Source organism: Amycolatopsis viridis, from assembly GCF_011758765.1.
Classification (GTDB): domain Bacteria; phylum Actinomycetota; class Actinomycetes; order Mycobacteriales; family Pseudonocardiaceae; genus Amycolatopsis_E; species Amycolatopsis_E viridis.
Map to the genome: position 1 here is coordinate 4,384,275 of NZ_JAANOU010000001.1, position 21,791 is coordinate 4,406,065.

General features: G+C 72.1%; 24 protein-coding genes. 7 read left to right on the forward strand and 17 right to left on the reverse strand.

What is annotated here, in order from left to right:
* Positions 1-59 precede the first annotated feature (59 nt).
* Positions 60-1,430 (forward strand): DEAD/DEAH box helicase, encoded by a 1,371-nt coding sequence (locus FHX46_RS21670; protein WP_167118129.1) that lies wholly within the window; start codon positions 60-62, stop codon positions 1,428-1,430.
* A gap of 84 nt (positions 1,431-1,514) precedes the next feature.
* Here FHX46_RS21670 and FHX46_RS21675 read toward each other — a convergent pair whose 3' ends face one another.
* Complete coding sequence (locus tag FHX46_RS21675; RefSeq protein ID WP_167118132.1) at positions 1,515-2,015, reverse strand: winged helix-turn-helix transcriptional regulator; 501 nt, start codon at positions 2,013-2,015, stop codon at positions 1,515-1,517.
* 96 nt (positions 2,016-2,111) lie between these two features.
* On the opposite strand from FHX46_RS21675, the gene FHX46_RS21680 reads away from it, so the two are divergent.
* The gene (locus FHX46_RS21680; RefSeq protein WP_167118135.1) at positions 2,112-2,705 is read left to right on the forward strand and encodes a dihydrofolate reductase family protein; all 594 of its coding nucleotides are present in this window, start codon (positions 2,112-2,114) and stop codon (positions 2,703-2,705) included.
* Here the strand turns inward: FHX46_RS21680 and FHX46_RS21685 are convergent.
* Complete coding sequence (locus FHX46_RS21685; RefSeq protein ID WP_167118138.1) at positions 2,702-3,424, reverse strand: PIG-L deacetylase family protein; 723 nt, start codon at positions 3,422-3,424, stop codon at positions 2,702-2,704. The genes FHX46_RS21680 and FHX46_RS21685 overlap by 4 nt on opposite strands.
* 45 nt (positions 3,425-3,469) lie before the next feature.
* Between FHX46_RS21685 and FHX46_RS21690 the strand changes: the two genes are divergently transcribed.
* On the forward strand, positions 3,470-4,642 hold the full coding sequence (locus FHX46_RS21690; protein WP_167118141.1) for an 8-amino-7-oxononanoate synthase: 1,173 nt from the start codon (positions 3,470-3,472) through the stop codon (positions 4,640-4,642).
* Here the strand turns inward: FHX46_RS21690 and FHX46_RS21695 are convergent.
* Both FHX46_RS21695 and FHX46_RS21700 read right to left on the reverse strand, forming a co-directional pair.
* A complete protein-coding gene (locus FHX46_RS21695; protein WP_167118144.1) occupies positions 4,608-5,054 on the reverse strand; it encodes a GNAT family N-acetyltransferase in 447 nt (148 codons plus the stop codon). The genes FHX46_RS21690 and FHX46_RS21695 overlap by 35 nt on opposite strands.
* A gap of 10 nt (positions 5,055-5,064) precedes the next feature.
* Positions 5,065-5,874, reverse strand: coding sequence for a S1 family peptidase (locus FHX46_RS21700; RefSeq protein ID WP_167118147.1), 810 nt, complete (start codon positions 5,872-5,874; stop codon positions 5,065-5,067).
* Between the two features lie 167 nt (positions 5,875-6,041).
* On the opposite strand from FHX46_RS21700, the gene FHX46_RS21705 reads away from it, so the two are divergent.
* Entirely contained in the window at positions 6,042-6,878 is an 837-nt protein-coding gene (locus tag FHX46_RS21705; protein ID WP_313886288.1) for a M15 family metallopeptidase, read from the forward strand.
* A 66-nt stretch (positions 6,879-6,944) separates the two neighbouring features.
* Entirely contained in the window at positions 6,945-8,336 is a 1,392-nt protein-coding gene (locus tag FHX46_RS21710; protein ID WP_167118150.1) for a mycothione reductase, read from the forward strand.
* Between the two features lie 29 nt (positions 8,337-8,365).
* On the opposite strand, the gene FHX46_RS21715 is transcribed toward FHX46_RS21710, so the two are convergent.
* Entirely contained in the window at positions 8,366-9,580 is a 1,215-nt protein-coding gene (locus FHX46_RS21715) for a CynX/NimT family MFS transporter (protein ID WP_167118153.1), read from the reverse strand.
* 48 nt (positions 9,581-9,628) lie between these two features.
* On the opposite strand from FHX46_RS21715, the gene FHX46_RS21720 reads away from it, so the two are divergent.
* A complete protein-coding gene (locus tag FHX46_RS21720) occupies positions 9,629-10,297 on the forward strand; it encodes a FadR/GntR family transcriptional regulator (RefSeq protein ID WP_167118156.1) in 669 nt (222 codons plus the stop codon).
* Here FHX46_RS21720 and map read toward each other — a convergent pair.
* From map to dxr, 7 genes are all read right to left on the reverse strand, one after another.
* Positions 10,284-11,141 carry a type I methionyl aminopeptidase gene (map, locus tag FHX46_RS21725; RefSeq protein ID WP_167118159.1) on the reverse strand — a complete coding sequence of 286 codons (858 nt, stop codon included), beginning with the start codon at positions 11,139-11,141 and terminating at the stop codon, positions 10,284-10,286. The two genes, FHX46_RS21720 and map, sit on opposite strands and share 14 nt — an antisense overlap.
* Before the next feature lie 45 nt (positions 11,142-11,186).
* A complete protein-coding gene (locus FHX46_RS21730; protein WP_167118162.1) occupies positions 11,187-12,041 on the reverse strand; it encodes a GNAT family N-acetyltransferase in 855 nt (284 codons plus the stop codon).
* A gap of 218 nt (positions 12,042-12,259) precedes the next feature.
* Entirely contained in the window at positions 12,260-13,099 is an 840-nt protein-coding gene (locus FHX46_RS21735) for a helix-turn-helix domain-containing protein (protein WP_167118165.1), read from the reverse strand.
* 4 nt (positions 13,100-13,103) lie between these two features.
* On the reverse strand, positions 13,104-13,673 hold the full coding sequence (locus FHX46_RS21740) for a Uma2 family endonuclease (RefSeq protein ID WP_167118168.1): 570 nt from the start codon (positions 13,671-13,673) through the stop codon (positions 13,104-13,106).
* Between the two features lie 85 nt (positions 13,674-13,758).
* On the reverse strand, positions 13,759-14,910 hold the full coding sequence (ispG, locus tag FHX46_RS21745) for a flavodoxin-dependent (E)-4-hydroxy-3-methylbut-2-enyl-diphosphate synthase (protein ID WP_167118171.1): 1,152 nt from the start codon (positions 14,908-14,910) through the stop codon (positions 13,759-13,761).
* Positions 14,911-15,038: 128 nt separating this feature from the next.
* Complete coding sequence (locus FHX46_RS21750; protein ID WP_167118174.1) at positions 15,039-16,265, reverse strand: M50 family metallopeptidase; 1,227 nt, start codon at positions 16,263-16,265, stop codon at positions 15,039-15,041.
* Between the two features lie 4 nt (positions 16,266-16,269).
* Positions 16,270-17,475 carry a 1-deoxy-D-xylulose-5-phosphate reductoisomerase gene (gene dxr / locus FHX46_RS21755; protein WP_243871323.1) on the reverse strand — a complete coding sequence of 402 codons (1,206 nt, stop codon included), beginning with the start codon at positions 17,473-17,475 and terminating at the stop codon, positions 16,270-16,272.
* A 104-nt stretch (positions 17,476-17,579) separates the two neighbouring features.
* Between dxr and FHX46_RS21760 the strand changes: the two genes are divergently transcribed.
* A complete protein-coding gene (locus FHX46_RS21760) occupies positions 17,580-17,849 on the forward strand; it encodes a DUF2631 domain-containing protein (protein ID WP_167118180.1) in 270 nt (89 codons plus the stop codon).
* Between the two features lie 50 nt (positions 17,850-17,899).
* Here FHX46_RS21760 and FHX46_RS21765 read toward each other — a convergent pair whose 3' ends face one another.
* From FHX46_RS21765 to FHX46_RS21785, 5 genes are read right to left on the reverse strand one after another with little or no spacing between them, the layout of a single operon-like run.
* A complete protein-coding gene (locus FHX46_RS21765) occupies positions 17,900-18,496 on the reverse strand; it encodes an ABC transporter permease (protein ID WP_167118183.1) in 597 nt (198 codons plus the stop codon).
* 1 nt (position 18,497) lies between these two features.
* Positions 18,498-19,274 carry an ABC transporter permease gene (locus FHX46_RS21770; RefSeq protein WP_167118186.1) on the reverse strand — a complete coding sequence of 259 codons (777 nt, stop codon included), beginning with the start codon at positions 19,272-19,274 and terminating at the stop codon, positions 18,498-18,500.
* Complete coding sequence (locus FHX46_RS21775) at positions 19,271-19,972, reverse strand: ABC transporter ATP-binding protein (protein ID WP_167118189.1); 702 nt, start codon at positions 19,970-19,972, stop codon at positions 19,271-19,273. Before FHX46_RS21775 ends, FHX46_RS21770 begins: the two co-directional genes overlap by 4 nt.
* A gap of 53 nt (positions 19,973-20,025) precedes the next feature.
* On the reverse strand, positions 20,026-20,685 hold the full coding sequence (locus FHX46_RS21780; RefSeq protein WP_167118192.1) for a response regulator: 660 nt from the start codon (positions 20,683-20,685) through the stop codon (positions 20,026-20,028).
* Positions 20,682-21,755: a sensor histidine kinase gene (locus FHX46_RS21785; RefSeq protein WP_167118195.1), complete on the reverse strand. Its 1,074-nt coding sequence runs from the start codon at positions 21,753-21,755 to the stop codon at positions 20,682-20,684. The genes FHX46_RS21780 and FHX46_RS21785 overlap by 4 nt, the downstream gene beginning before the upstream one ends.
* Between the last annotated feature and the right edge of the window lie 36 nt (positions 21,756-21,791).

Below are 21,791 nucleotides of genomic sequence, written 5' to 3' on the forward strand. Positions count from 1 at the left end.
CTGCGCGCAGGCACACCGGGCCTCCCTTGCGACGTACCACCACGTCCGAGAGGCAGTGCGTGAGCATCACCCTTGAGTCCACTTCCACCGTGCAGTCGTTTGCCGACCTGAACCTGCCCGAGCCGCTGCTCGGCGCGTTGCGCAAGGCCGGCATCGACGCACCCTTCCCGATCCAGTCGGCGACCCTGCCGGACGCGCTCGCCGGGCGCGACGTGCTCGGCCGGGCGCAGACCGGGTCCGGGAAGACCCTCGCCTTCGGGCTGGCCCTGCTGGCCCGCCTCGACGGCGGCAAGGCCCGGTCGCGGAAGCCCCGCGGCCTGGTCCTCGTGCCCACCCGCGAGCTGGCCCTCCAGGTCAGCGACGCGCTCACCCCGCTGGCCCGCGCGCTGGGCCTGTGGTGCCGGACCGCCGTCGGCGGGATGGCTTTCCCCCGGCAGGCCGACGCGCTGCACCGCGGCGTCGACCTGCTGATCGCCACGCCGGGCCGTCTGTCGGACCACGTCCGGCAGGGCACCGCGGACCTCAGCGAGGTCCAGTTCGTCGCCATCGACGAGGCCGACCAGATGGCCGACATGGGCTTCCTGCCCCAGGTCCGGGAGATCCTGGACCTGACCCCGGCGGACGGGCAGCGGCTGCTGTTCTCCGCGACGCTGGACGGTGACGTCGGGCAGCTGGTCAACCGCTACCTGCACGACCCGGTGGAGCACTCGGTCGCGCCGGCCACGGCCAGCGTCGACACGATGGACCACTACGTGTTCCAGGTCTCCCGCCAGGAGAAGCAGTCCGTGATCACCGAGATCGGTGCCCGTGAGGGCCGCACGATCATGTTCGTGCGCACCAAGCACCACGTCGACCGGTTGACCGACCGGTTGCGTGAGCGCGGGGTGCGGGCCGGTGCGCTGCACGGCGGCAAGTCGCAGGGCCAGCGCAACCGGGTGCTGCAGGACTTCCGCGACGGCCACACCACGGTGCTGGTCGCCACGGACGTCGCCGCTCGCGGCATCCACGTCGACGACGTCAGCCTGGTGCTGCACGTCGACCCGGCCGCCGACCACAAGGACTACCTGCACCGCGCCGGCCGCACCGCGCGCGCCGGGGCGTCCGGCACGGTCGTCACGCTGATCACCCCGGACCAGCGGCGCACCGTGCGCCGGATGACCGACCAGGCCGGCGTCCGCGCCGACCAGCTGGTGGTCCGTCCCGGTGACGCGAAGCTGTCCGACATCACCGGAGCCCGCGAGCCCAGCGGTGTTCCGGTGGTCGACCGTCCGCGTGACACCGCGCCGCGGCGGGGTGGCTCGCGCGGGTTCGGCGGGCCGCAGCGCCCGCGCCGCAGTGGCTACGGTGACCGCGACCGCGGGCACGGCGGCGGGTACCGGCAGGGGCGTCCGGGCCGCGGCCCCCGCCGCAGCACGTCGTCCGCCGGCTGACCCGGGGCGTTGAGAACCGCCGCGACCCGATCCGGGTCGCGGCGGTTTTTCGTTCCAGGTGCCGGACCCAGGTTCGAACCACCCTCAGGCGGGCTGTTCTGCGAGTGCGGCGTCGTAGGCGGCACGCAGCTGGGCGAACACCGACTCGCGTCCTGCCGGGCGGGGGATCCCCAGGTGCTGCTCGCGCAGTTCGTCCATGAAGTCGTCCCACAGCGCCGGGCCGCCGCGCTCCAGCAGCTCGGCCCGGACGGCCAGCTCCCGCGTGACCGGCAGGTGCCGGCAGCCCCACGCGCCGAGGTGGGCCATGATCGGTACGAGCTGGATCGCCGGCTCGGTCAGGCTGTAGATCACCTTCTGCTTGTGCGCCGGGTCCGGGGCACGCGTCACCAGCCCCAGCCGGGTGAGCCGCTGCAGTCGCGACGCGAGGATGTTCGACGCGATCCGCTCCTCCGAGTTGTGCAGCAGCTCGCGGAAATGACGCCGGTTGCCGAACATCATGTCCCGGATGACCACCAGCGACCACTTGTCGCCGAGCACCTCGACCGAGAGGTTGATCGGGCAGCCCGACCGGCGTTCGTCCGTCACACCCGGCACCCCCTTCCGCTTGCAGTTTACAACCGGTTCTTCGTGCCTTACAGTTCCCAAAACCGGTTGCAATCCGCAATCAGTAAGGGAGGCGTGATGAGCACGGTGTACAGCAATCTGAGCGTGTCGGCGGACGGGTTCCTGGCGGGGCCGCGGCAGAGCCGGGAGAACCCGCTCGGCGAAGGCGGTCTGGCCCTGCACGAGTGGCACCTGGAGCGGGCGGCGGACAACCGGGCCGAAACCGACGCGATCGTGGACGCCGGCGCCTTCATCATGGGGCGCAACATGTTCGGCCCGGTCCGCGGCGAGTGGGACGAGGACTGGCGCGGCTGGTGGGGCGAGGAGCCGCCGTACCACGGCCCGGTGTTCGTGCTGACCCACTTCCCGCGTGAGCCGGTGGTCATGGCGGGCGGCACCACGTTCCACTTCGTCACCGACGGCATCGAGTCCGCGCTGGCGCAGGCCCGCGCCGCGGCCGGGGACCGGGACATCTCGATCGCCGGCGGCGCGTCCACGGTGAACCAGTTCCTGGCCGCGGGGTTGCTCGATGAGCTGCGCCTGCACATCGCCCCGATCGTCCTGGGCGAGGGCGAACGGCTCTTCGCGGGCCTGCGCGGTCTGGACATGGAGGGCACCTCGTCCCGCACCGGGGCGCGCGCCATCCACGTGACCTACCGCATCCGGCGCTAGACCTCGAACAGTTCGAAGGTGCAGGCGAGCGGCACCCCGGCCGACTCACCCGCGGCGGCCGCGAACCGCCGCAGGAACGGCTCCGGTTCGGCCATCTCGCCGCCGCCCAGCGCGGCCAGGTACGCCTTGTGCTCGCGCAGGGACGCGACGGCCAGGTCGAACGTGCCGGTGATGTCCACGGCGTGCGTCGGCGAGGGCGAACCGCTCACCGCGATCCACCGCACGCCGCCCCACGGGTCGAGCCCCAGATCGCGGAACAGCCAGCGGTTGGCCGCGTCCCGGACCGCGTCCAGGGTCGCCGCGCCGACGTGGCGGTGGTCGGCCATGTTGAACCCGCCCCCGTCGAACGTGTCGCGGTGGTTGATCGTCAGGACCAGCTCCGGGCGGTGCCGCCGGATGGCCGCGGCGATGTCGCGCCGCAGCGGGATGCCGTTTTCGATGAGGCCGTCCGGGTGGTCCAGGAACTCGACCTCCTCGACGCCGACGACCCGGGCCGCGGCCCGTTGCTCCCGCGTGCGCAGCGGCCCGGCCTCCTCGGGTGGCATGCTGTCGATCCCGGCCTCCCCGTGCGAGGCGAGCAGGTACACCACGGACTTCCCCTGGCGCGTCCACCGCGCGATCGCCCCGGCGGTGCCGTACTCGAGATCGTCGGGGTGGGCGACCACCGCGAGCGCCCGGTTCCAGTCCTCCGGCATCGCGGCCGGTCTGGTCTCGGTCATGGCCCCTCCACTGTCCGGCCCGGGTGCGGTGCGACACTGCGTCACGTGAACGTACCGGCACCCTCCCCAGCGCAGGTTTTCGACTGGCTCGACGTCGCGGCGGAGAAGCGCGCTGCTGCCGGACTGTCCCGCCGGTTGCGGCCGCGCACAGCTGCCTCACGGGAGCTGGATCTCGCCGGGAACGACTACCTGGGCCTGGCCCGTGACAAGCGCGTGGCCGGTGCGGCCGCCGCGGCCGCGCTGCGCTGGGGTGCGGGCGCGACGGGTTCCCGGCTGACGACCGGGTCGACGGAGCTGCACACGGAGCTGGAGTACGAGCTGGCCCGGTTCTGCGGCGCGCAGGCCGCGCTGGTGTTCCCCTCCGGGTTCACGGCCAACCTGGGCGCCGTGACCGCGCTGTCCGGCACCGAATCGGCGATCGTCAGCGACAAGCACATCCACGCCTCGTTGATCGAGGGCTGCCGGCTGTCCCGCACGGATGTCGCGGCGATCAACCACGTCGATCCGGCGGCGGTCGAGCACGCGCTCGCGACGCGCCGCAAGCCACGCGCGCTGGTGGTCACCGATTCGGTGTTCTCGATCGAGGGGGATCTCGCGCCGCTGCGCGAGCTGTCCCAGGTGTGCCGCAAGCACGGCGCGGCGCTGCTGGTGGACGACGCGCACGGGTTCGGGGTGCTCGGTGACGGCGGCCGCGGCGCGGTGCACGCGGCCGGGCTGGCCGGCGAGCCGGACGTGGTCACCACCATCACGTTGTCCCACTCGCTCGGCGCGCAGGGCGGCGCCGTCCTCGGGCCGCGCCGGGTGATCCGCCACCTCGCCGAAACGGCCCGCAGCTTCGTCTCCGGCACCGGCCTCGCCCCGGCCGGCGCGGCGGCGGCGCTGGCCGCGCTCGGGGTGCTCAAGTCCGAGCCCGGCCTGCCGGAGAAAGTCCTCACCCACGCGATGACGCTGGCGAACGGGCTCCGCGCGGCCGGGTTCCGGGTGAGCAGCCCGGAAGCCGCGATCGTCTCGGTGCAGGCGCCCTCCGCCGAGGCGGCCGCCGAGTGGGGGGCCCGCTGCGCCGAGCAGGGCGTGCTGGTCGGCTGCTTCCAGCCGCCGTCGGTCCCCGACGGGGTGTCCCGACTGCGCCTGACCGCCAGGGCCGACCTCGCCGAGTCCGATGTGGACACCGCGGTCAAGGTGATCAGCGAGTCGGCACCAGCCGGCGCCGCATCCTGATGTGCGGAATGCCGTCCTCGTCGAACTCGTCCCCCTCGGCGACGTAGCCGAACTTCTCGTAGAAGCCGCGCGCGTAGGTCTGGGCGTCGAGCACGCTGTCCGCGTCGCCGACCGAGATCAGCGCCGCCGTCATGAGCCGGGCGGCCAGCCCCCGCCCCCGCGCGCGCTGCGCGGTGACGACCCGGCCGATGCGCTGGACCCCGTCGCATTCGTCGAGAACGCGGAGGTAGGACTCGACGCCGTCGGGCCCCTCGATCCAGAAGTGCCGGGTCGTCGGGAGCAGATCCCTGCCGTCCAGCTCCGGATACGGGCAGTCCTGCTCCACGACGAACACATCCACCCGGAGCCGGAGGATGTCGTACAGCTGCTGCGTGGTGAGGTCCGGTCCGCGGACACCGCTGTCGGGGTTCACGAACTCCTGATTACCAGAACACGAGCCGCGACGATTCGGCTTCGCTGCGAATCTCGCCGGCGTAGGTCAGCACCCGCGTGTAGACGCCCGGCTTGCCCGGCCGCGCGCAGCCGTCGCCCCACGACACCAGCCCGATCAGCGTGTCGCCGACGACCAGCGGGCCGCCCGAGTCGCCCTGGCACGCGTCCACCTGGCCCTGCGGGTATCCGGCGCACACCATCGAGCGGGAGTCGTAGTTGGAGTAGCTGGCCCCGCAGCCGGCGTCGCTGACCACCGGCACGTCGGCCTTGCGCAGGTAGTCGGAACGGGCGCCGCCGTCGGCGGTGCGGCCCCAGCCCAGCACGGTCGCCTGCGTGCCCTCGGCGTAGGGCGAGTCGTCCGCGGGCAGGTTCACCGGCCGGTAGGGCAGGCTCTGGGCCAGTTTCAGGACCGCGACGTCGTCGCCCTTGCCCGGATCGGAGAAGGAGTCCGGCACCCACACCTCACGCACCGGCACGACCTTGCCGTCGTTCGTGCGCTTGTCCTGCCGGCCGGCCACGACCCGCAGGTCCGACCGCTGCACAGCCTTGGCGCAGTGGGCCGCCGTCGCGACCGCCGTGGAGCTGACGAGGACACCGCCGCAGAACTGGTTGCCGTTCTTGTCGGTCAGGTACACCGCGTACGGGTAACTGCCGATGGACGCCTCGGTGCCGCCCACGATGTTCGGGCGGGCGCCGCTGCTCGGCATGGCCACCGCGGCCACCGGCAGGAAGGCGGCGGCGGCGATGGCCGCGGTCAGCGCCAGGCGGAACTTGCGGTCGCGTCGACGGTGCTTCGCCATGCGCGCTCCCTTCGAGAAGGCTGGTGGTCCCCCGGGTGGCAACATCTCGTCGCCGGCCGACTCCGGGCCGTGAGATTGCCGCACATACAGTAATGGACAAGCGCCCGGACGCATGTCACCGGATCGGGTGGTCCTCCGTCTGGGAAGCTGGACGGGTGCGAGGAATCGTGGCGCTGCTGCTGGCGCTCGGGCTCGTGGCGTGCGGCGCCCCGCCCGGGCCGCCGCCTCCGCCGCCCGCGCCGTCGCCCCCGGTGACCACGACCACCACCGCACCGCCGGCCTCCGGCACCACCACTTCCGCCGCTCCCCCGTCCTGGCAAGTGGGCGCCACCCCGCTGCCCCGCAGGCCGGACGGCTTCGGCGAGATCCGCCCGACGCCGGCCGCGCTGCGCGACCGCCGCCTGCCCAGCCAGGACTTCCTCCCGCCGCCCGCCGGCGGCCGCTACGCGTCCACGATCGCTCCGGTCCCGCCGGACGTGCTGGCCCGCAGCACGTGGCAGTCCGCGTGCCCGGTTCCCGCATCCGCGCTGCGGTACCTGACGATGTCGTTCTGGGGCTTCGACGGGCGGGCGCACACCGGCGAGATGCTGGTCAACGCCTCCGTGGCGGGAGACGTGACGCGGGTGTTCGGGCAGCTGTTCCAGGCGCGGTTCGCCATCGAGGAGATGCGGGTGACCTCCCCGGCCGAGCTGGACGCGCCCCCGACCGGGGACGGCAACAACACCAGCGCCTTCGTGTGCCGCCCGGTCCGGGGCCAGACGAACTGGTCCGCGCACGCCTACGGCCTGGCGATCGACCTGGACCCGTTCTGCAACCCGTACACCAAGGGCGATCTGGTGCTGCCGGAGCTGTCCTCGGCGTACCTGGACCGGTCGTGGGTACGGCCGGGCATGGTCGAACCGGGCGACGCGACCGTGCGGGCCTTCGCCGCGATCGGGTGGAGCTGGGGTGGCGCCTGGCGGGAGCCGACGGACCGGATGCACTTCACGGCCACCGGCGGGTAGCGACGGGAACAGATTCCGGGTCCGCACCGGTTGTACCGGATCGAACCGCTTTGGGAGGTTGGACACGTGCCGCATTACGACCTGGTGATCGTCGGGACCGGCTCCGGGAACTCGATCCTCGATTCCCGGTTCGCCGGCTGGCGGACGGCGATCGTCGAGAAGGGCGTGTTCGGGGGCACGTGCCTGAACGTCGGGTGCATCCCGACCAAGATGTTCGTGCACACCGCGGACCTGGCCGCGACGCCGGCGGTGTCGAGCCGCTTCGGTGTGGACGAGACGCTGGACAAGGTGCGCTGGACCGACGTCCGCGACCGGATCTTCGGCCGCATCGACCCGATCGCCGCGGGCGGGCGCGAGTACCGGCGCAACCACGAGGACAACGCCAACGTCACCGTGTACGAGGGGCAGGGGCGCTTCACCGGCCGCAAGGAGCTGACCGTGTCGTTCGCGGACGGGCGGCCGGACGAGGTGGTGACCGCGGACCGGTTCGTGCTCGCCGCGGGCGGGCGCGCGGTGGTGCCGGACCTGCCCGGGCTCGAGGACGTCCGCTACCACACCTCCGACACGGTGATGCGGCTCGACACCCTGCCCGCGCGGATGGTCATCCTCGGCAGCGGGTTCGTCGCCGCCGAGTTCGCGCACGTGTTCCGCTCGTTCGGCGTCGAGGTGACGGTGATCGCCCGGTCCGGCGCCTTGCTGCGCAGCGAGGACTCCGACATCAGCAAGCGCTTCACCGAGCTGGCCGCGCAGCGGTACGACGTCCGGCTGGACCGCAAGACCGTGCGGGTCCGCCCCTCCGGCACCGGGGTGGCGCTGGACCTGGAAGGCCCGGACGGCGCGGAAACCGTGACGGCGGACGAGCTGCTGATCGCGATCGGGCGCCGGCCGAACACCGACCTGCTGGACGTGGCCGCGACCGGGGTCACCACGACCGAGGACGGGCACGTGGTGGTCGACGACCACCAGCAGACCGTGGTGGAGGGGATCTACGCGCTGGGTGACATCTCCTCGCCCTACGAGCTCAAGCACGTCGCCAACCACGAGGCGCGGGTGGTGCAGCACAACCTGCTGCACCCGGACGAGCCGATGACGGCCGACCACCGGTTCGTGCCGCACGCGGTGTTCACCTCGCCGCAGATCGCGTCGGTCGGCCTGACCGAGCAGCAGGCGCAAGCGCGGGGCGTGCGGTACGTGACGTCCACTCAGGACTACGCGGGCATCGCCTACGGGTGGGCGATGGAGGATCTGAGCGGGTTCGCGAAACTGCTCGCCGACCCGGACACCGGGCAGCTGATCGGCGCGCACATCATCGGCCCGCAGGCGCCAACGGTGATCCAGCCGCTGATCCAGGCGATGAGCTTCGGCCTCGACGCCAAGTCCATGGCACGCGGCCAGTACTGGATCCACCCGGCGATGCCCGAGCTGATCGAGAACGCGCTGCTGAACCTGCCGCTCTAGTCAGGTAGCGGCCGCGGGGCCGCCGGTGCTCAGACGTAGCGCGGGCGGCCCGCGAAGAAGCCGAAGACCATCACCATCGCCACGACGGCCAGCAGCATCGCGAACGACACGGTCCACCCGTGCGTCACGTCGTGCAGGAGGCCGAACAGGAACGGACCCACGGCGGCCAGCAGATAGCCGATCCCCTGCGCCATCGCGGACAGCTTGGCCGTCTCGGCGCCCGTGCGGGCTCGCAGCGCGATCGTGGTCAGCGCCAGCGAGAACACCGCCATGCCGATACCGAGGAAGATCGACCACACCAGCGGCGCGGCGGCCGGGGCGATCATCAGGCCGGCCACGCCCACGACGCCGAACAGCCCGAGCAGCACGATCCACCCGCTCTGGCTGCCCCGCCTGGCCGCCAGCGGCGGCACGACCAGGCTGATCGGCAGGCCGAGGAGCGACACCAGGCCCAGCATCAGCCCGGCGTCCCCGCGGCTGACCCCGGCGTCCATCAGCACCTGCGGCAGCCAGCCCATCACGATGTAGGCCAGGCACGACTGCATGCCGAAGAAGATCGTCACGATCCACGCGAGCGGGCTGCGGAACAGCGAACGGGCGCTCGCCGCGCTCTCGCCGGACGCCGGTCCGCCCGGCCGGGTGCGCGCGGCCGCCAGCCACAGCACGAGCGCCGCGGCCGCCAGTGCCGCCCAGCTGCCGAGCCCGGGCCGCCAGCCGCCGAACGCGCTGTCCATCGGCGGGGTCAGCGCCGAGCCGAGCGCACCGCCGGCCTGCAGCGCACCCGTGTAGAGGCCGGTCATCAGGCCGATCCGGGTCGCGAAGGACTCCTTCACCACGACCGGGATCAGCACGTTCGCCAGCGCGATGCCGGCGGTGCCGATCAGGGTGCCGCCCAGTACGACCAGCGGTCCGTCGAGCACCCGCAGCACCAGGCCGCCCGCCAGCAACGCGAGCGCGAGCGTCACCGCGGTCGCGATGCCCAGGCGCCGCGCGACCACGGGCGCGGTCAGCCCGGCGAACGCGAAGCACAGTCCGGGCACCGTCGTCAGCGCGCCCGCCCAGGTCGAGGAAGCGCCCAGCGTGTCGCGCATCTCGTCGAGCACCGAGCCGACACTGGTCACCGCGGGGCGCAGGTTCAGCGCCGCCAGCAGGACGGCCACCGCCAGCAGGCCGGTGCCGATGAGCACCCGGTGCGCGGGGACGGATCTGTGCTCCTGCACCGAGGCTTCATCGTGGACCGTCATGGCGCTAGTATGACAAACATAGGATGATCGGGTGAAGGGACTATCCCAGTGCCACTCGCCACTACCCGCCGGACCGGCCTGGTCGACCAGGTGATCGGGCAGCTCAGGGATGCCATCGCGCAGGGCGAATGGCCGATCGGGCAGCGGATCCCCACTGAACCGGCACTCGCCGAAAGCCTCGGCGTCGGCCGCAACACGGTGCGCGAAGCCGTCCGCGCGCTCGCGCACAGCGGGCTGCTCGAGGTGCGTCAGGGCGACGGCACCTACGTGCGGGCGACGAGTGAGGTGTCCGGCGCGATCCGCCGGTTGTGCGGCTCGGAGCTGCGGGAGGTGCTGGGCGTGCGGCGGGCGCTGGAGGTCGAGGCCGCGCGGCTCGCCGCGACCGTCCGCACCGACGACGAGCTGGCGATCATCCGCGCGCTGCTCGACCAGCGCGACGAGGCCTACCGCGCGGAGGACATCGAAACCTACGTGCGCGCCGACACCGAGTTCCACCTCGCGGTGGTGCGCGCCGGCCACAACGAACTGCTCACCGAGCTGTACCGCGGAATCCTGGAGGCGGTCACGGCGAGCGTCGCGGCCACCACCAGGCCGCACCTGCCGGAGACCGAGGCGATCGGCCACCGTGGCCTGCTGGCGGCCATCGCGGCCGGCGACGCCGACCGCGCGATGGCCGAGGCCGCCGGCTTCCTGGACGAACTGATCAGGGAAGCGTGAGGATCTCCGCGCCGTCCGCGGTCACCACGAGGGTGTGCTCGAACTGGGCGGTCCAGCTCTTGTCCTTCGTCGTGACCGTCCAGTCGTCGTCCCAGATGTCGTAGTCGATCGAGCCGAGTGTGATCATCGGCTCGATCGTGAACGTCATGCCCTCCTCGATGACCGTGCTCACCGACGGGTCCTCGTAGTGCAGCACGGTCGGCGCGGTGTGGAAGGCCGGGCCGACGCCGTGGCCGGTGAAGTCGCGCACCACGCCGTAGCCGAACCGCTTCGCGTAGGACTCGATCACGCGTCCGATGACGTTGAGCTGGCGGCCCGGGCGCACGGCCTTGATCGCCCGCATCGTCGCCTCGTGGGTGCGCTCGACCAGCAGGCGCACCTCCTCGGACACGTCACCGGCGCAGAACGTCGCGTTCGTGTCGCCGTGCACACCGCCGATGTAGGCGGTGACGTCGATGTTGCAGATGTCTCCGTCCTCGATCACCGTCGAGTCCGGGATGCCGTGGCAGATCACCTCGTTCAGCGACGTGCAGCAGGACTTCGGGAAGCCGCGGTAGCCCAGGGTGGACGGGTAGGCGTGGTGATCGAGCAGGAACTCGTGCACCACCTTGTCGACGTCGTCGGTGGTGTTGCCCGGCTTGACGGCCTTGCCGCCCTCCTCCAACGCCTGCGCGGCGATCCTGCTCGCCACGCGCATCGCCTCGATGACCTCGGGCGTGCGCACACCGTTGCCGGTGTCCCGCTTCGGCGCCGGCTTGTCCACGTATTCGGGACGCGGAATGCTGGCGGGAACGGGGCGGCGCGGCGTCTGGACGCCGGGGGTCAACGGAGCACGCTGGGACATGGCTCCACCCTACGACCACCGCGCCGGAGGCGGCCGTGAGCCCGGTCAGAACAGGACGGTCGCGTACCTGCCGACCTGACTGAACCCGATCCGCCGGTACGCGGCCAGCGCGGGGCTGTTGAAGCTGTTCACGTAGAGGCTCGCGGTGCGGCCGAGACCGTTCACGAGGCGGCTCACCACGGCCGCCGTCCCCGCGGCACCGAGCCCGCGCCCGCGCCGGTCCGGGCGCACCCACACGCCCTGGATCTGTCCGACACTGCGGGACAGCGCGCCGATCTCGGCCTTGAACACGACCTCACCGTTCTCGAACCGGGCGAACGCGCGGCCGCCGGCGATCAGCTCGGCGACGCGGGCGCGGTAGCTCGCCCCGCCGTCGCCGTCGCGCGGGTCGACGCCGACCTCCTCGATGAACATGGCGATCGCCGCCGGCAGGTACCGGTCGAGCTCGTCCGGCCGCACCGGCCGCACCATCGGGTCGGGCTTCACGACGGGCTCGGTGTCCATCGCCATCAGCGGCTGATCGTCGCGGACCTCGCGGGCCGGGCCCCACTCCGCCGCCAGCTCGTCCCACAGCCCGAGCACCTGCTCGGCCGGGCCGACCAGCGACGAACAGACGCGTTGCTTGCGCAGAGCTCGGTCGGCGAAGGAGCGCAGGGCCGCGGCGTTACCGCGCAGGGGAATCAGGTTGGGACCGGAGAAGCACAACCCCGGCAGCCGGCCGCCGCGCGTGCCCCGGTAGTCGGCGGCCCACAGCTCACCGCCGAGCCGCCACGGGTCCAGGCCCGCCACCTCGACGCGAGCGCTGACCATGCAACTGGCCACCGGGTCCGCCGCGAGCACGGCGCGGACGACGGCCTGATCCCGTTCACTGAGCAGCCGTGCACCGGCGAGCCGCAACACATCCACCAGATTGCCAGACGGAGTGGTGGAACGGGAAATCGTGGACGATCACGGTGCGCCGCGGTAGGTGCCGAAGGTCCACAGGTCACGTCGGCGTGCACACCGCCGGTGCGCCTGGTGCTGCCGTCAGCGGAAGCCGAGCACCGCGGTGACGAACTCCAGCGCCGAGCGGGTCCCGTCGTACCGGAACGCAGGCCGGACTATGGGCGGGTTTCCGGTCATGCTCCTGTGTCTGCGTCCGGCGTGGCCCCGGGGTCCGGAAGGAATGGGAACTCCTCGGTGATCCAGGTGCGGGGCGAGCAGCCGGCAAGAGCGCGCCACTCGTTGGACAGATGGGCCTGGTCGTAGAACCCGCACTCGGCGGCGAGCGTGGCGAGGTCGGCGGGACCGCGCCGGAGTCTCGCCGCGGCGCGTTCGAAGCGGAGCACGCGGGCAGCCTGTTTGGGCGGCACGCCCAGCTCGCGGCGGAAGCGTTCGGTGAAGTGGCGGCGGCTCCAGCCGATCTCCGCGGCGAGGTCCGCGACGCGGATCAGGCCGCCGGCCGCGGCCAGGTGGCGCCAGGCCCAGGCGACCTCCGCGGACGGTCCGGCCGGTTCGCGGTCCGCCCGGGCCCGGCGGAACACGTCGTCGAGGATCCGGAAGCGGTGCTCCCAGTCCGGTGCTGCCGCGAGTCGTTCGGGGAGGTGTGCCGGCCCCAGCTCGGCGAGGTCGACGACCTGGTTGCTGAGCTCGGCGGCCGGAACCCGGAACAGGGCGGGCAGCGCGAGGGGATCGATCTCGACCTGCACGCCGGACTGGAACCCCTGCTGCGCGATCACCGCGGGCGCGATGTGCAGGCCCCCGAGCGCGGCGCTGACCCGGATGGGTCGCTGCCCGGGCCGGGGCAGTCCGGTGAAGTGCAGCGGCTCGGCGAGGCTGACGACGAGCGTGACGTGCCGCGAGGGCAACGCGCGGTGCGTCCGGAGTGTCCCGCCGGCCTGGGTGTAACCGATGTAGCGGGTGATCAGCGGCCGCAACTCGGGATGCGGCCGGCGGACGGCCCACTCCGCGCCGGTCATGGCCTCAGAACCCGGCGGTCTCCAAGCGGATTCCGAACGGCTCACCGATCTCGGCGGGCTGCCCGAACGGGACCCGCACGGTGCGGCTGTAGACACCCTGGACCGGCTCGGTGAACAGCGAGACGGCCGGACCGTCCTCGTCGAAGGCGTCGATCAACAGGTACTGCGGGATGCCACCGTGGGCGTAGGCCCACTTCTTTTTCTTCCGGTCGTGTTCGCCGTTGCTGGGTGAGGTGATCTCGACGGCCAGGAGCACGTGCTCGGCCAGGACGGGATCGGAGTCGTCCGGGACGGCATCCCGCGGAACGACGCAGAGGTCCGGCACGTAAATGCTTCCAGTCGCGTGGATACCGACACCCAGAGTCTGGAAGATCCCGCACCCCGCAGGGCGAACCCGGCGTAGTGCATCGTCCACCAGATCCGCGATCAGGTTGTGCTTTCCCCCAGGCGGCGGCGTCATCTGAATCCCCTCGGCAGTGAGCTCCGGGCGCCAGCCCTCCGGCACCTGGAGTTCACGCCAGGTGTCCAGCAGCCGTTCCCAGGCCATCGCCGAACCCGCGAAAGCGGTGCTCATCGACCCACCCCGTTCCTGCCGTCCACGCGCGCGTCCCCCAAGGATAGCGGCCGGAGGGCCCGGACTGTGCCCTCTGCGACGGAGATTAGCTGACCGTCACGACCGGCTGACCGCTACCTTCCGCGTCACCCGACTCCTCGGCGATCCGCATCGCCTCTTCGATCAGCGTCTCGACGATCTGGTGCTCCGGCACGGTCTTGATGACCTGGCCCTTGACGAAGATCTGGCCCTTGCCGTTGCCGCTCGCGACGCCCAGGTCGGCCTCGCGCGCCTCACCGGGACCGTTCACCACGCAGCCCATCACGGCGACGCGCAGCGGGACCTCCATACCCTCCAGGCCCGCGGTCACCTCGTCGGCCAGCTTGTAGACGTCCACCTGCGCGCGGCCGCACGACGGGCACGACACGATCTCCAGCTTCCGCGGCCGCAGGTTCAGCGACTGCAAGATCTGGATGCCGACCTTGACCTCCTCGACCGGCGGCGCGGACAGCGACACCCGGATCGTGTCGCCGATGCCCTGCCGCAGCAGCGCGCCGAACGCCACCGCCGACTTGATCGTGCCCTGGAACGCCGGGCCGGCCTCGGTGACGCCGAGGTGCAGCGGGTAGTCGCACTGCTCGGCGAGGATCTCGTAGGCCCGGATCATGACCACCGGGTCGTTGTGCTTGACGGAGATCTTGATGTCGTGGAAGTCGTGCTCGGCGAACAGCGACGCCTCCCACAGCGCCGACTCGGCCAGCGCCTCCGGCGTCGCCTTGCCGTACTTCTTCATCAGCCGCGGGTCCAGGGAACCGGCGTTGACGCCGATCCGGATCGGCGTGCCGTGGTCCTTCGCCGCCTGGGCGATCTCCTTGACCTTGTCGTCGAACTTCTTGATGTTGCCCGGGTTGACCCGCACCGCGGCGCAACCGGCCTCGATCGCGGCGAACACGTACTTCGGCTGGAAGTGGATGTCGGCGATCACCGGGATCTGCGACTTCTTCGCGATCGCCGGCAGCGCCTCCGCGTCGTCCGCGGACGGGCAGGCCACCCGCACGATGTCGCATCCGGCGGCGGTGAGCTGCGCGATCTGCTGCAGCGTCGCGTTCACGTCGGCGGTGAGCGTCGTGGTCATGGACTGCACCGAGATGGGGTGATCGCTGCCGACGCCGACGGAGCCCACCATGAGCTGGCGCGTCCGGCGCCGCTCGGCGAGCACGGGGGGCGGGAGGGCGGGCATACCAAGCTCGACGCTCATCGAATCCTCTGCGGCCTGAGACGGGCTGCTGACGATGTCCAGCTTACTCACAGGCCGTGCCCCGCCCGGTGCGGACCGGCCGGGACGGCTGCTTCGGCGACTGGGACCTGACCTGCGCGAACGCGGCGCTACTGCAACTTGATGGGGTTGACGATGTCCGCGGTGACGGTGAGCAGGGTTACCGCGCCACCGATCAGCACCAGGACGACGGTGACCGCGGACAGCTTCGAGTAGTCGACGGGACCACCGGCGGCCTTGCCGCGCAGCTTGCGGATCCAGTCGCGCACGCGTTCGTACCAGACGATCGCGATGTGCCCGCCGTCCAGCGGCAGCAGCGGCAGCAGGTTGAACACGCCGACGAAGAAGTTCAGGCTCGCCAGCAGCAGCAGGAACAGCGACCACAGCCCGGCCTCGACCGCCTCGCCACCGATGCGGCTCGCCCCGACCACGCTGACCGGCGTGTTCGGGTCGCGCTCACCGCCGAAGATCGAGGACACCACGGCCGGGATGCGCTGGGGGAACTCGACCAGGCGCTGCCAGGTCTGCACGAACATGTCACCGGTGAACGTGGCGGCGCCGCCGAGCGCGGTGACCGCGTTGTAGTGCAGCGTGCCGGGGAAGGTGACGCCGATCGAGCCGACGGAGACGACCTTCTCCGGCCCCTTGGGGTTGGCCGGGTCCGGGACCGGGCGGTCGACCCGCACCACGTCGACCGTCAGCGGCACGATCCGCCCGTCGCGCTGCACTTCGAAGCGGGCCGGGCCGGACAACTGCTGGATCAGCGCGGTGACCTCGGCGTAGGTCTTGGTGGGCGTGCCGTTGACCGACACGATCTCGTCGCCCGGCTGGATACCGCCGGTCTTGGCGGGGGCCGCGTCGCCCGGACGGCACACCGGGTTGGCGAACTCCTGGTCGGTGGTCGCGCTGCGCACGCACTCGGAGACCGTGGCGATCTGCGGCTTGCCCACGACGGCGTTGGGCAGGCCCATCGTCGCGGCCATCAGGTACAGGACGACGAAGCCCAGGATGAAGTGGGTGACCGACCCGGCCGACATCACGACCGTGCGCTTCCACGTCTTGAACCGCCACATCGCGCGTGGCGCCTCGTCCGGCGTCACCTCGTCCAAGGCGGTCATGCCCGCGATGTCGCAGAACCCGCCGAGCGGGATCCACTTCAGGCCGTACTCCGTCTCGCCCCGCCGGAAGGAGAACACCTTCGGGCCGAACCCGACGAAGTAACGGCGGACCTTCATGCCGAACGCCTTGGCGGTCACCATGTGCCCCGCCTCGTGCAGCGCGACGGACACGCAGATGCCCAGCGCGAACAGCACGACCCCGAAAATGTAGGCGAGCACTCCGCTACTTCCCTCCGGTCAGGATCTCCGCGGCCCGGGCTCGCGCCCACTCCTCGGCCGCCAGTACCTCCGCGACGTCGCTCGGCGCACGACGCCACTCGTCGGCGGCCTCCACCACCTGGGTAACAGTGTCCACAATCGCCGTGAAGCCGGCGTTCTGCGCCAGGAAGGCGGCCACCACCTGCTCGTTCGCCGCGTTGTACACCGCGGGCAGGCAGCCGCCGACGGTGCCGGCGTGCCGGGCCAGTTCCACCGCCGGGAACGCCTCGTTGTCCAGCGGTTCGAAGGTCCACTGCGCGGCCTGGTCCCACCGGCAGGCCGGGGCGGCGCCGGGCACCCGGTCCGGCCAGTTCAGCGCCAGCGCGATGGGCAGGCGCATGTCCGGCGGGCTGGCCTGGGCCAGCGTCGAGCCGTCGGTGAAGGTGATCATCGAGTGCACGACCGACTGCGGGTGCACGACCACGTCGATCCGGTCGCACGGCACGCCGAAGAGCAGGCTGGCCTCGATCAGTTCCAGGCCCTTGTTGACCAGCGTGGCCGAGTTGATGGTGACGAGCGGTCCCATCGACCAGGTGGGGTGCGCCAGCGCGTCCGCGACCGTCACGTCCACCAGGTCGGCGCGCTTGCGGCCGCGGAACGGGCCGCCCGAGGCGGTGAGCACGAACCGGTCGACCTCCTCGGCACGGCCGCCGCGCAGCGCCTGCGCCATCGCCGAATGCTCGGAGTCGACCGGGACGAGCTGGCCGGGCCGGGCCTTCTCGAGCACCAGCGGCCCGCCGGCGATGAGCGACTCCTTGTTCGCCAGTGCCAGGGTCGCGCCGGTCTCCAGCGCCTGGAGCGTCGGTGCCAGGCCCTGGGAGCCGGGCATGCCGTTGAGGACGACGTCGACCCGCACCGCGCCGATCAGCTCGCCGACGGCGTCGCGGCCGGCGAAGATGCGCGGCAGCTTGAACTCGCCCCGCGAGTAGCCGCGCTTCTGCGCCTCCGCGTACAGCGCGAGCTGCAGGTCCTCGACCACCGTGGGCCTTGTCACTGCCACGGCGTCGACCCGGTGCGCCAGCGCCTGCGCGGCGAGCAGCGCCGGATCGGACCCGCCCGCGGCGATACCCGCGATGCGGAAGAGGTGCTGGTTGCGGGCGGCGACGTCCAGGGCCTGGGTGCCGATCGAGCCGGTCGAGCCGAGCACGAGCACGGTGCGGGGTGCGTTCATCGAGGCCATTGTCGCGAACGCGTCCGAGCGGGTCATCGGCGCGGGGCGCGTCGGGGTGTGGAATCATCCAGTTGGACGTTCGTGCAGGGCCTGGAGGAGTGATCGTGGCGAGCAAGGCGGTCGAGAAGCGGCAGCAGGCCGCTCCGGCGAAGGTGGACCCGCGGGACGAGCCGTCGGCCGAGTGGGGCTGGCACGGCAGGTTCCCGAAGGGCGGACGCATCGCGGGCTGGATCTCCGTCGTCGTGCTGCTGGCGATGATCTACAACAACCACGAGAACAACACCGAGAACGTGTGGCTGGTCGGCATCGCGATCGCCATCGTGATCGGACTGCTGCTGGACCTCCGGAAGAAGCGCACGGCCTGGCGCCGCTGACGCACCGGACACGATGAGGGGCCCCTCGGCGAGGGGCCCCTTTTTGCTGCTCAGGCGTCCCGCCGGGCGAAGAGGAAGCCGGTGACGGCGAGCGCGGCGACGAGCCACCCGGCCAGCACCAGGCCACCCAGCGCGGGTGGCAGGGGGCCCGGCCGGTAGAGCGCCGCCCCGGCCCGGTCGGGCAGGTAGGCGGCGGGCAGCAGCGGGGACACCACGTACACCAGCGTCACCACCGTCGCCAGCGCCCCGACGAGACTGCGCACCGCGAGGCCGACGGCGAGCGCGAGCAGGCCGATCAGGACCAGGTACGCGGCGGCTCCCGCCACCGGCACGCCGGACGACAGCGCGCCGGTCAGCGCGGCGGCCGGGGTGGCGACGGCGAGGTAGGCGAGCACCTTCCCGGTGAGCAGCACGAGCCGGTCCGGCACAGCGGCCAGGCTGGTGCGGATCTGCCCCCCGGCGTACTCGGTGGCCGCGGCCAGGACCCCGAGCAGCAGGAATCCCGCCTGACCGAACTCGACCGCGCGGTGGCCCAGCGGGGGCGCGACGACCACGGTGAGGGCTACCGTCCCCGGCACCACGCGCAGGGTCGCCAACTTGATCAGCTCGGCGAGGACGACGTGGCGGAGCGCGTTGCTGCCCGGCACGTCAGGCGTCCCGCCGGTGGAAGACCACCACGCCGATCCCGAGCGCGAGCACGGTCCACCCGGCCAGCACGAGACCGCCCGCGGTGGGTGACAGCGGCGCCGTCAGGGGGCTGTTCCGCACGAACAGTTGCGCCCCTGCCGCGTCGGGCAGGAACTTCGCCGGCGGGAAGACCTTGGCCAGCAGCAACGACACCGAGACCACCGTGGTGTTGGCGATGAGCACGACCAGCGGCACCACCCCGCCGCGCGTCACGGTGGCGACGGCGAGCGCGATCAGCGACATGCAGGTGCAGTAGAGGGAGACCCCGCCGATCCGCCAGCCGAGCGCGTCGAGCGCCTGCGCGGGCGACACGCCGTGGGGACCCAGCAACGGCTGTCCCACGACGACCCCCAGCACGACCGACGCGGCGGTCAGCGCGGCCGTCACCAGCGCCACGACCACCGCTTTCGCCGTGAACAGCCGGACGCGGCGTGGCTGGCTGGTCAGGCTCGGCGTGATCTGCCGCCCGCCACCGGCGTCGGCCGCGCCGGCGGTGTACTCGCTGCTGATGGCGACGACACCGAGCAGCACCCCGGCGGCGGCGCCGACGGCACCGGTCTCGATGCTCAGTTCGGTGAGGTTCCGGTCGCCGAGCGGATGGCCCTCGGCGAGCCGCGAGCGGATGGTGTTCGCGTTCAGACCGGTGATCGCCGGAGCGGCGACGAGGCAGATCCCGGCCGCGATCCGGGCCGGCCACAACGACACCAGCTTGCGGAACTCGGCGCCCAGGTACGTCATCGGCTCTCCCCGGTCAGCGCGAAGAAGGCGTCCTCCAGCGATGCGTGCCCGGCGGTGACCTCGGCCACGGATCCACTGTGGACGACCGTGCCGCGGTTGAGCACCACGAGGTGGTCGGCCGTGCTGGCCAGCTCGCTCATCAGGTGACTGGACAGCAGCACCGTCCGGCCCTCTCCCGCGTAGGCCCGCAGGAACTCCCGCAGCCACCGGATACCGTGCGGATCGAGGCCGTTCACCGGCTCGTCCAGCACCAGCACGTCCGGTTCCCCGAGCAGCGCCGCGGCGAGCCCGAGCCGCTGGTTCATGCCGAGGGAGAACGCGCCGACCCGCTTGCGCCCCGCGTCACCGAGCCCGACGAGGTCGAGCACCGCGGCGATCCGCCGCCGCGGGATGCCGTTGCTGGCGGCTACCCATGCCAGGTGGCCGCGCGCGGTTCGCGAGCGGTGCGCCCCGCTGCCCTCCAGCAGCGAGCCCACGGTCCGCAACGGATTCCGCAGCGACCGGTACGGCTTCCCGCCGATCAGCGCGGCGCCCGCGTCGGCCGAGTCGAGGCCGAGGAGGATGCGCAGCGTGGACGACTTGCCCGCCCCGTTGGGGCCGAGCAACCCGGTGACCTGACCGGCCTTCGCGGTGAAGCTGACCTCGCGCACCACGACCTTCGCGCCGTGCCGCTTGACCAGACCCGATATTTCGATCATGCCGCCAGCCTGTGGCCTGGCGGGGCCGGGCGGCATCGGCCAAAGGTTGACACTCAACGGCGCAGCGAGTCGACGAACCCGGTTTCATAGGCGAGGACGACGAGTTGTGTCCGGTCCCGGACGCCGAGCTTGTCGAACAACCGGCTGAGGTACGTCTTCACCGTCGCGCGGCTGAGGAACAACGCGGCGGCGATCTCGTCGTTCGACATGCCTTCGGCGATCGCCGCGACGACGTCCCGTTCGCGTTCCGTCAGCTCGTCGAACCGGGCGCGTTCCGGCTGGTCGCGGCGCCGGCCGAACTCCGCGATCACCCGGCCCGTCACCTCGGGCGCCAGCATCGCGTGCCCGTCGTGGACCGTCCGCACCGCGCGGAGGATCTCCGGCGGGCCGGCGTTCTTCAGCAGGAACCCGGAGGCTCCCGCGCGCAGCGCCTCGTACACGTACTCGTCGAGGTCGAAGGTCGTCAGGATCAGCACCCGGGCCGCGGAGGACGCGCACACCTCGCGGGTGGCCGCCAGCCCGTCCAGCACCGGCATCCGGATGTCCATCAGCACCACGTCCGGACGCAGCCGGCGCGCCGCGGCGACCGCGGCGGCGCCGTCCCGCGCCTCGCCCACGAGCACCAGACCCGCGTCGGCGGTGACCAGTTCGCACAGCGAGCCGCGCAGGAGGTCGTCGTCCTCGGCGACGAGAACGCGGATCCGCCCGCTCACCCGCGGGGCTCCGGCAGCACCGCGCACAGTGCGAAACCGCCGTCCGCGGTCGAGCCGGCCGTCAGTTCGCCGCCGAGCGACTCCACCCGCTCCCGCAACCCGATCAGACCGAACCCTCCCCCGGCGTGACGTCCGCCGCCCATGGTTCCACCGCTGTTGGTCACCTCCACGACGACCTCGCGGTCGAGCACCACGACGGACACCGCGCACCGGCAGCCCGGCGCGTGCGTGGCCGCGTTCGTCAGCCCTTCCTGCACGATCCGGTACACCGCCAGCCCCGTGCTCGGGGGCAGGCCGTCCGCGTTCCGCACAGCGAGGGTCACGTCGATGCCGGTGCCGCGCACCCGTTCGGCCACGGCTTCGAGGTCGGCGATCCCCGGCTGAGGCGCGCGTTCGGCGGGGCGAGCGCTGTCCCGGACCGCGCCGAGCACCGACCGGAGATCGGTCAGGGCGTCCTTGGCCGTCCGCTCGATACGGGTCAACCGGCTCGTCAGCTTCGCGGCGTCGTCCGAGCCGACGTGGGCCGCGACCCCGGCGGTGACCGCGATCGTGCCCAGCGAATGCGACACGACGTCGTGCACCTCCCGCGCCACCCGCAATCGCTCTTCGAGCACCGCACGGCGCGCGGCTTCCTCCCGCTCCCGCCGGATCGATTCGCCGAGCCGGAACGCGCCCGCCAGCACCAGCAGGCTCACCATGACGTACCGCAGGACGTCGTCCCACGCCGTCGATCCGGCCGTGAGCAGGACGGCCACGACCACGACGAGCGTCACCGGCGCGACCCGGGAGGAGCGTGCGCCGCCGGCCCGGACCACCAGCGGGTACAGCGTCCACGCCGCCGCGACGAACGGATCGGGCGTGAGGCCGAGCAGCGCGCCCGCGAGAGTCACCGTCGCGACGACGCCGAACGCCACCGCCGGCCACCGCGACCGCATCAGGACCCCGGCGACGAAGAGCGGCACGAGCACGACGACCGGTCCCGGTGGGAGCGGAAGCCAGAACACCGCCACGCACAGCACGGCGACAGCCCCGTCGGTCAGGACCTGCCGGGACGCACGTGGAATCGGCACGAGGCCCAGATTAGAGGCGGCCGGTCTGCGCAGCCC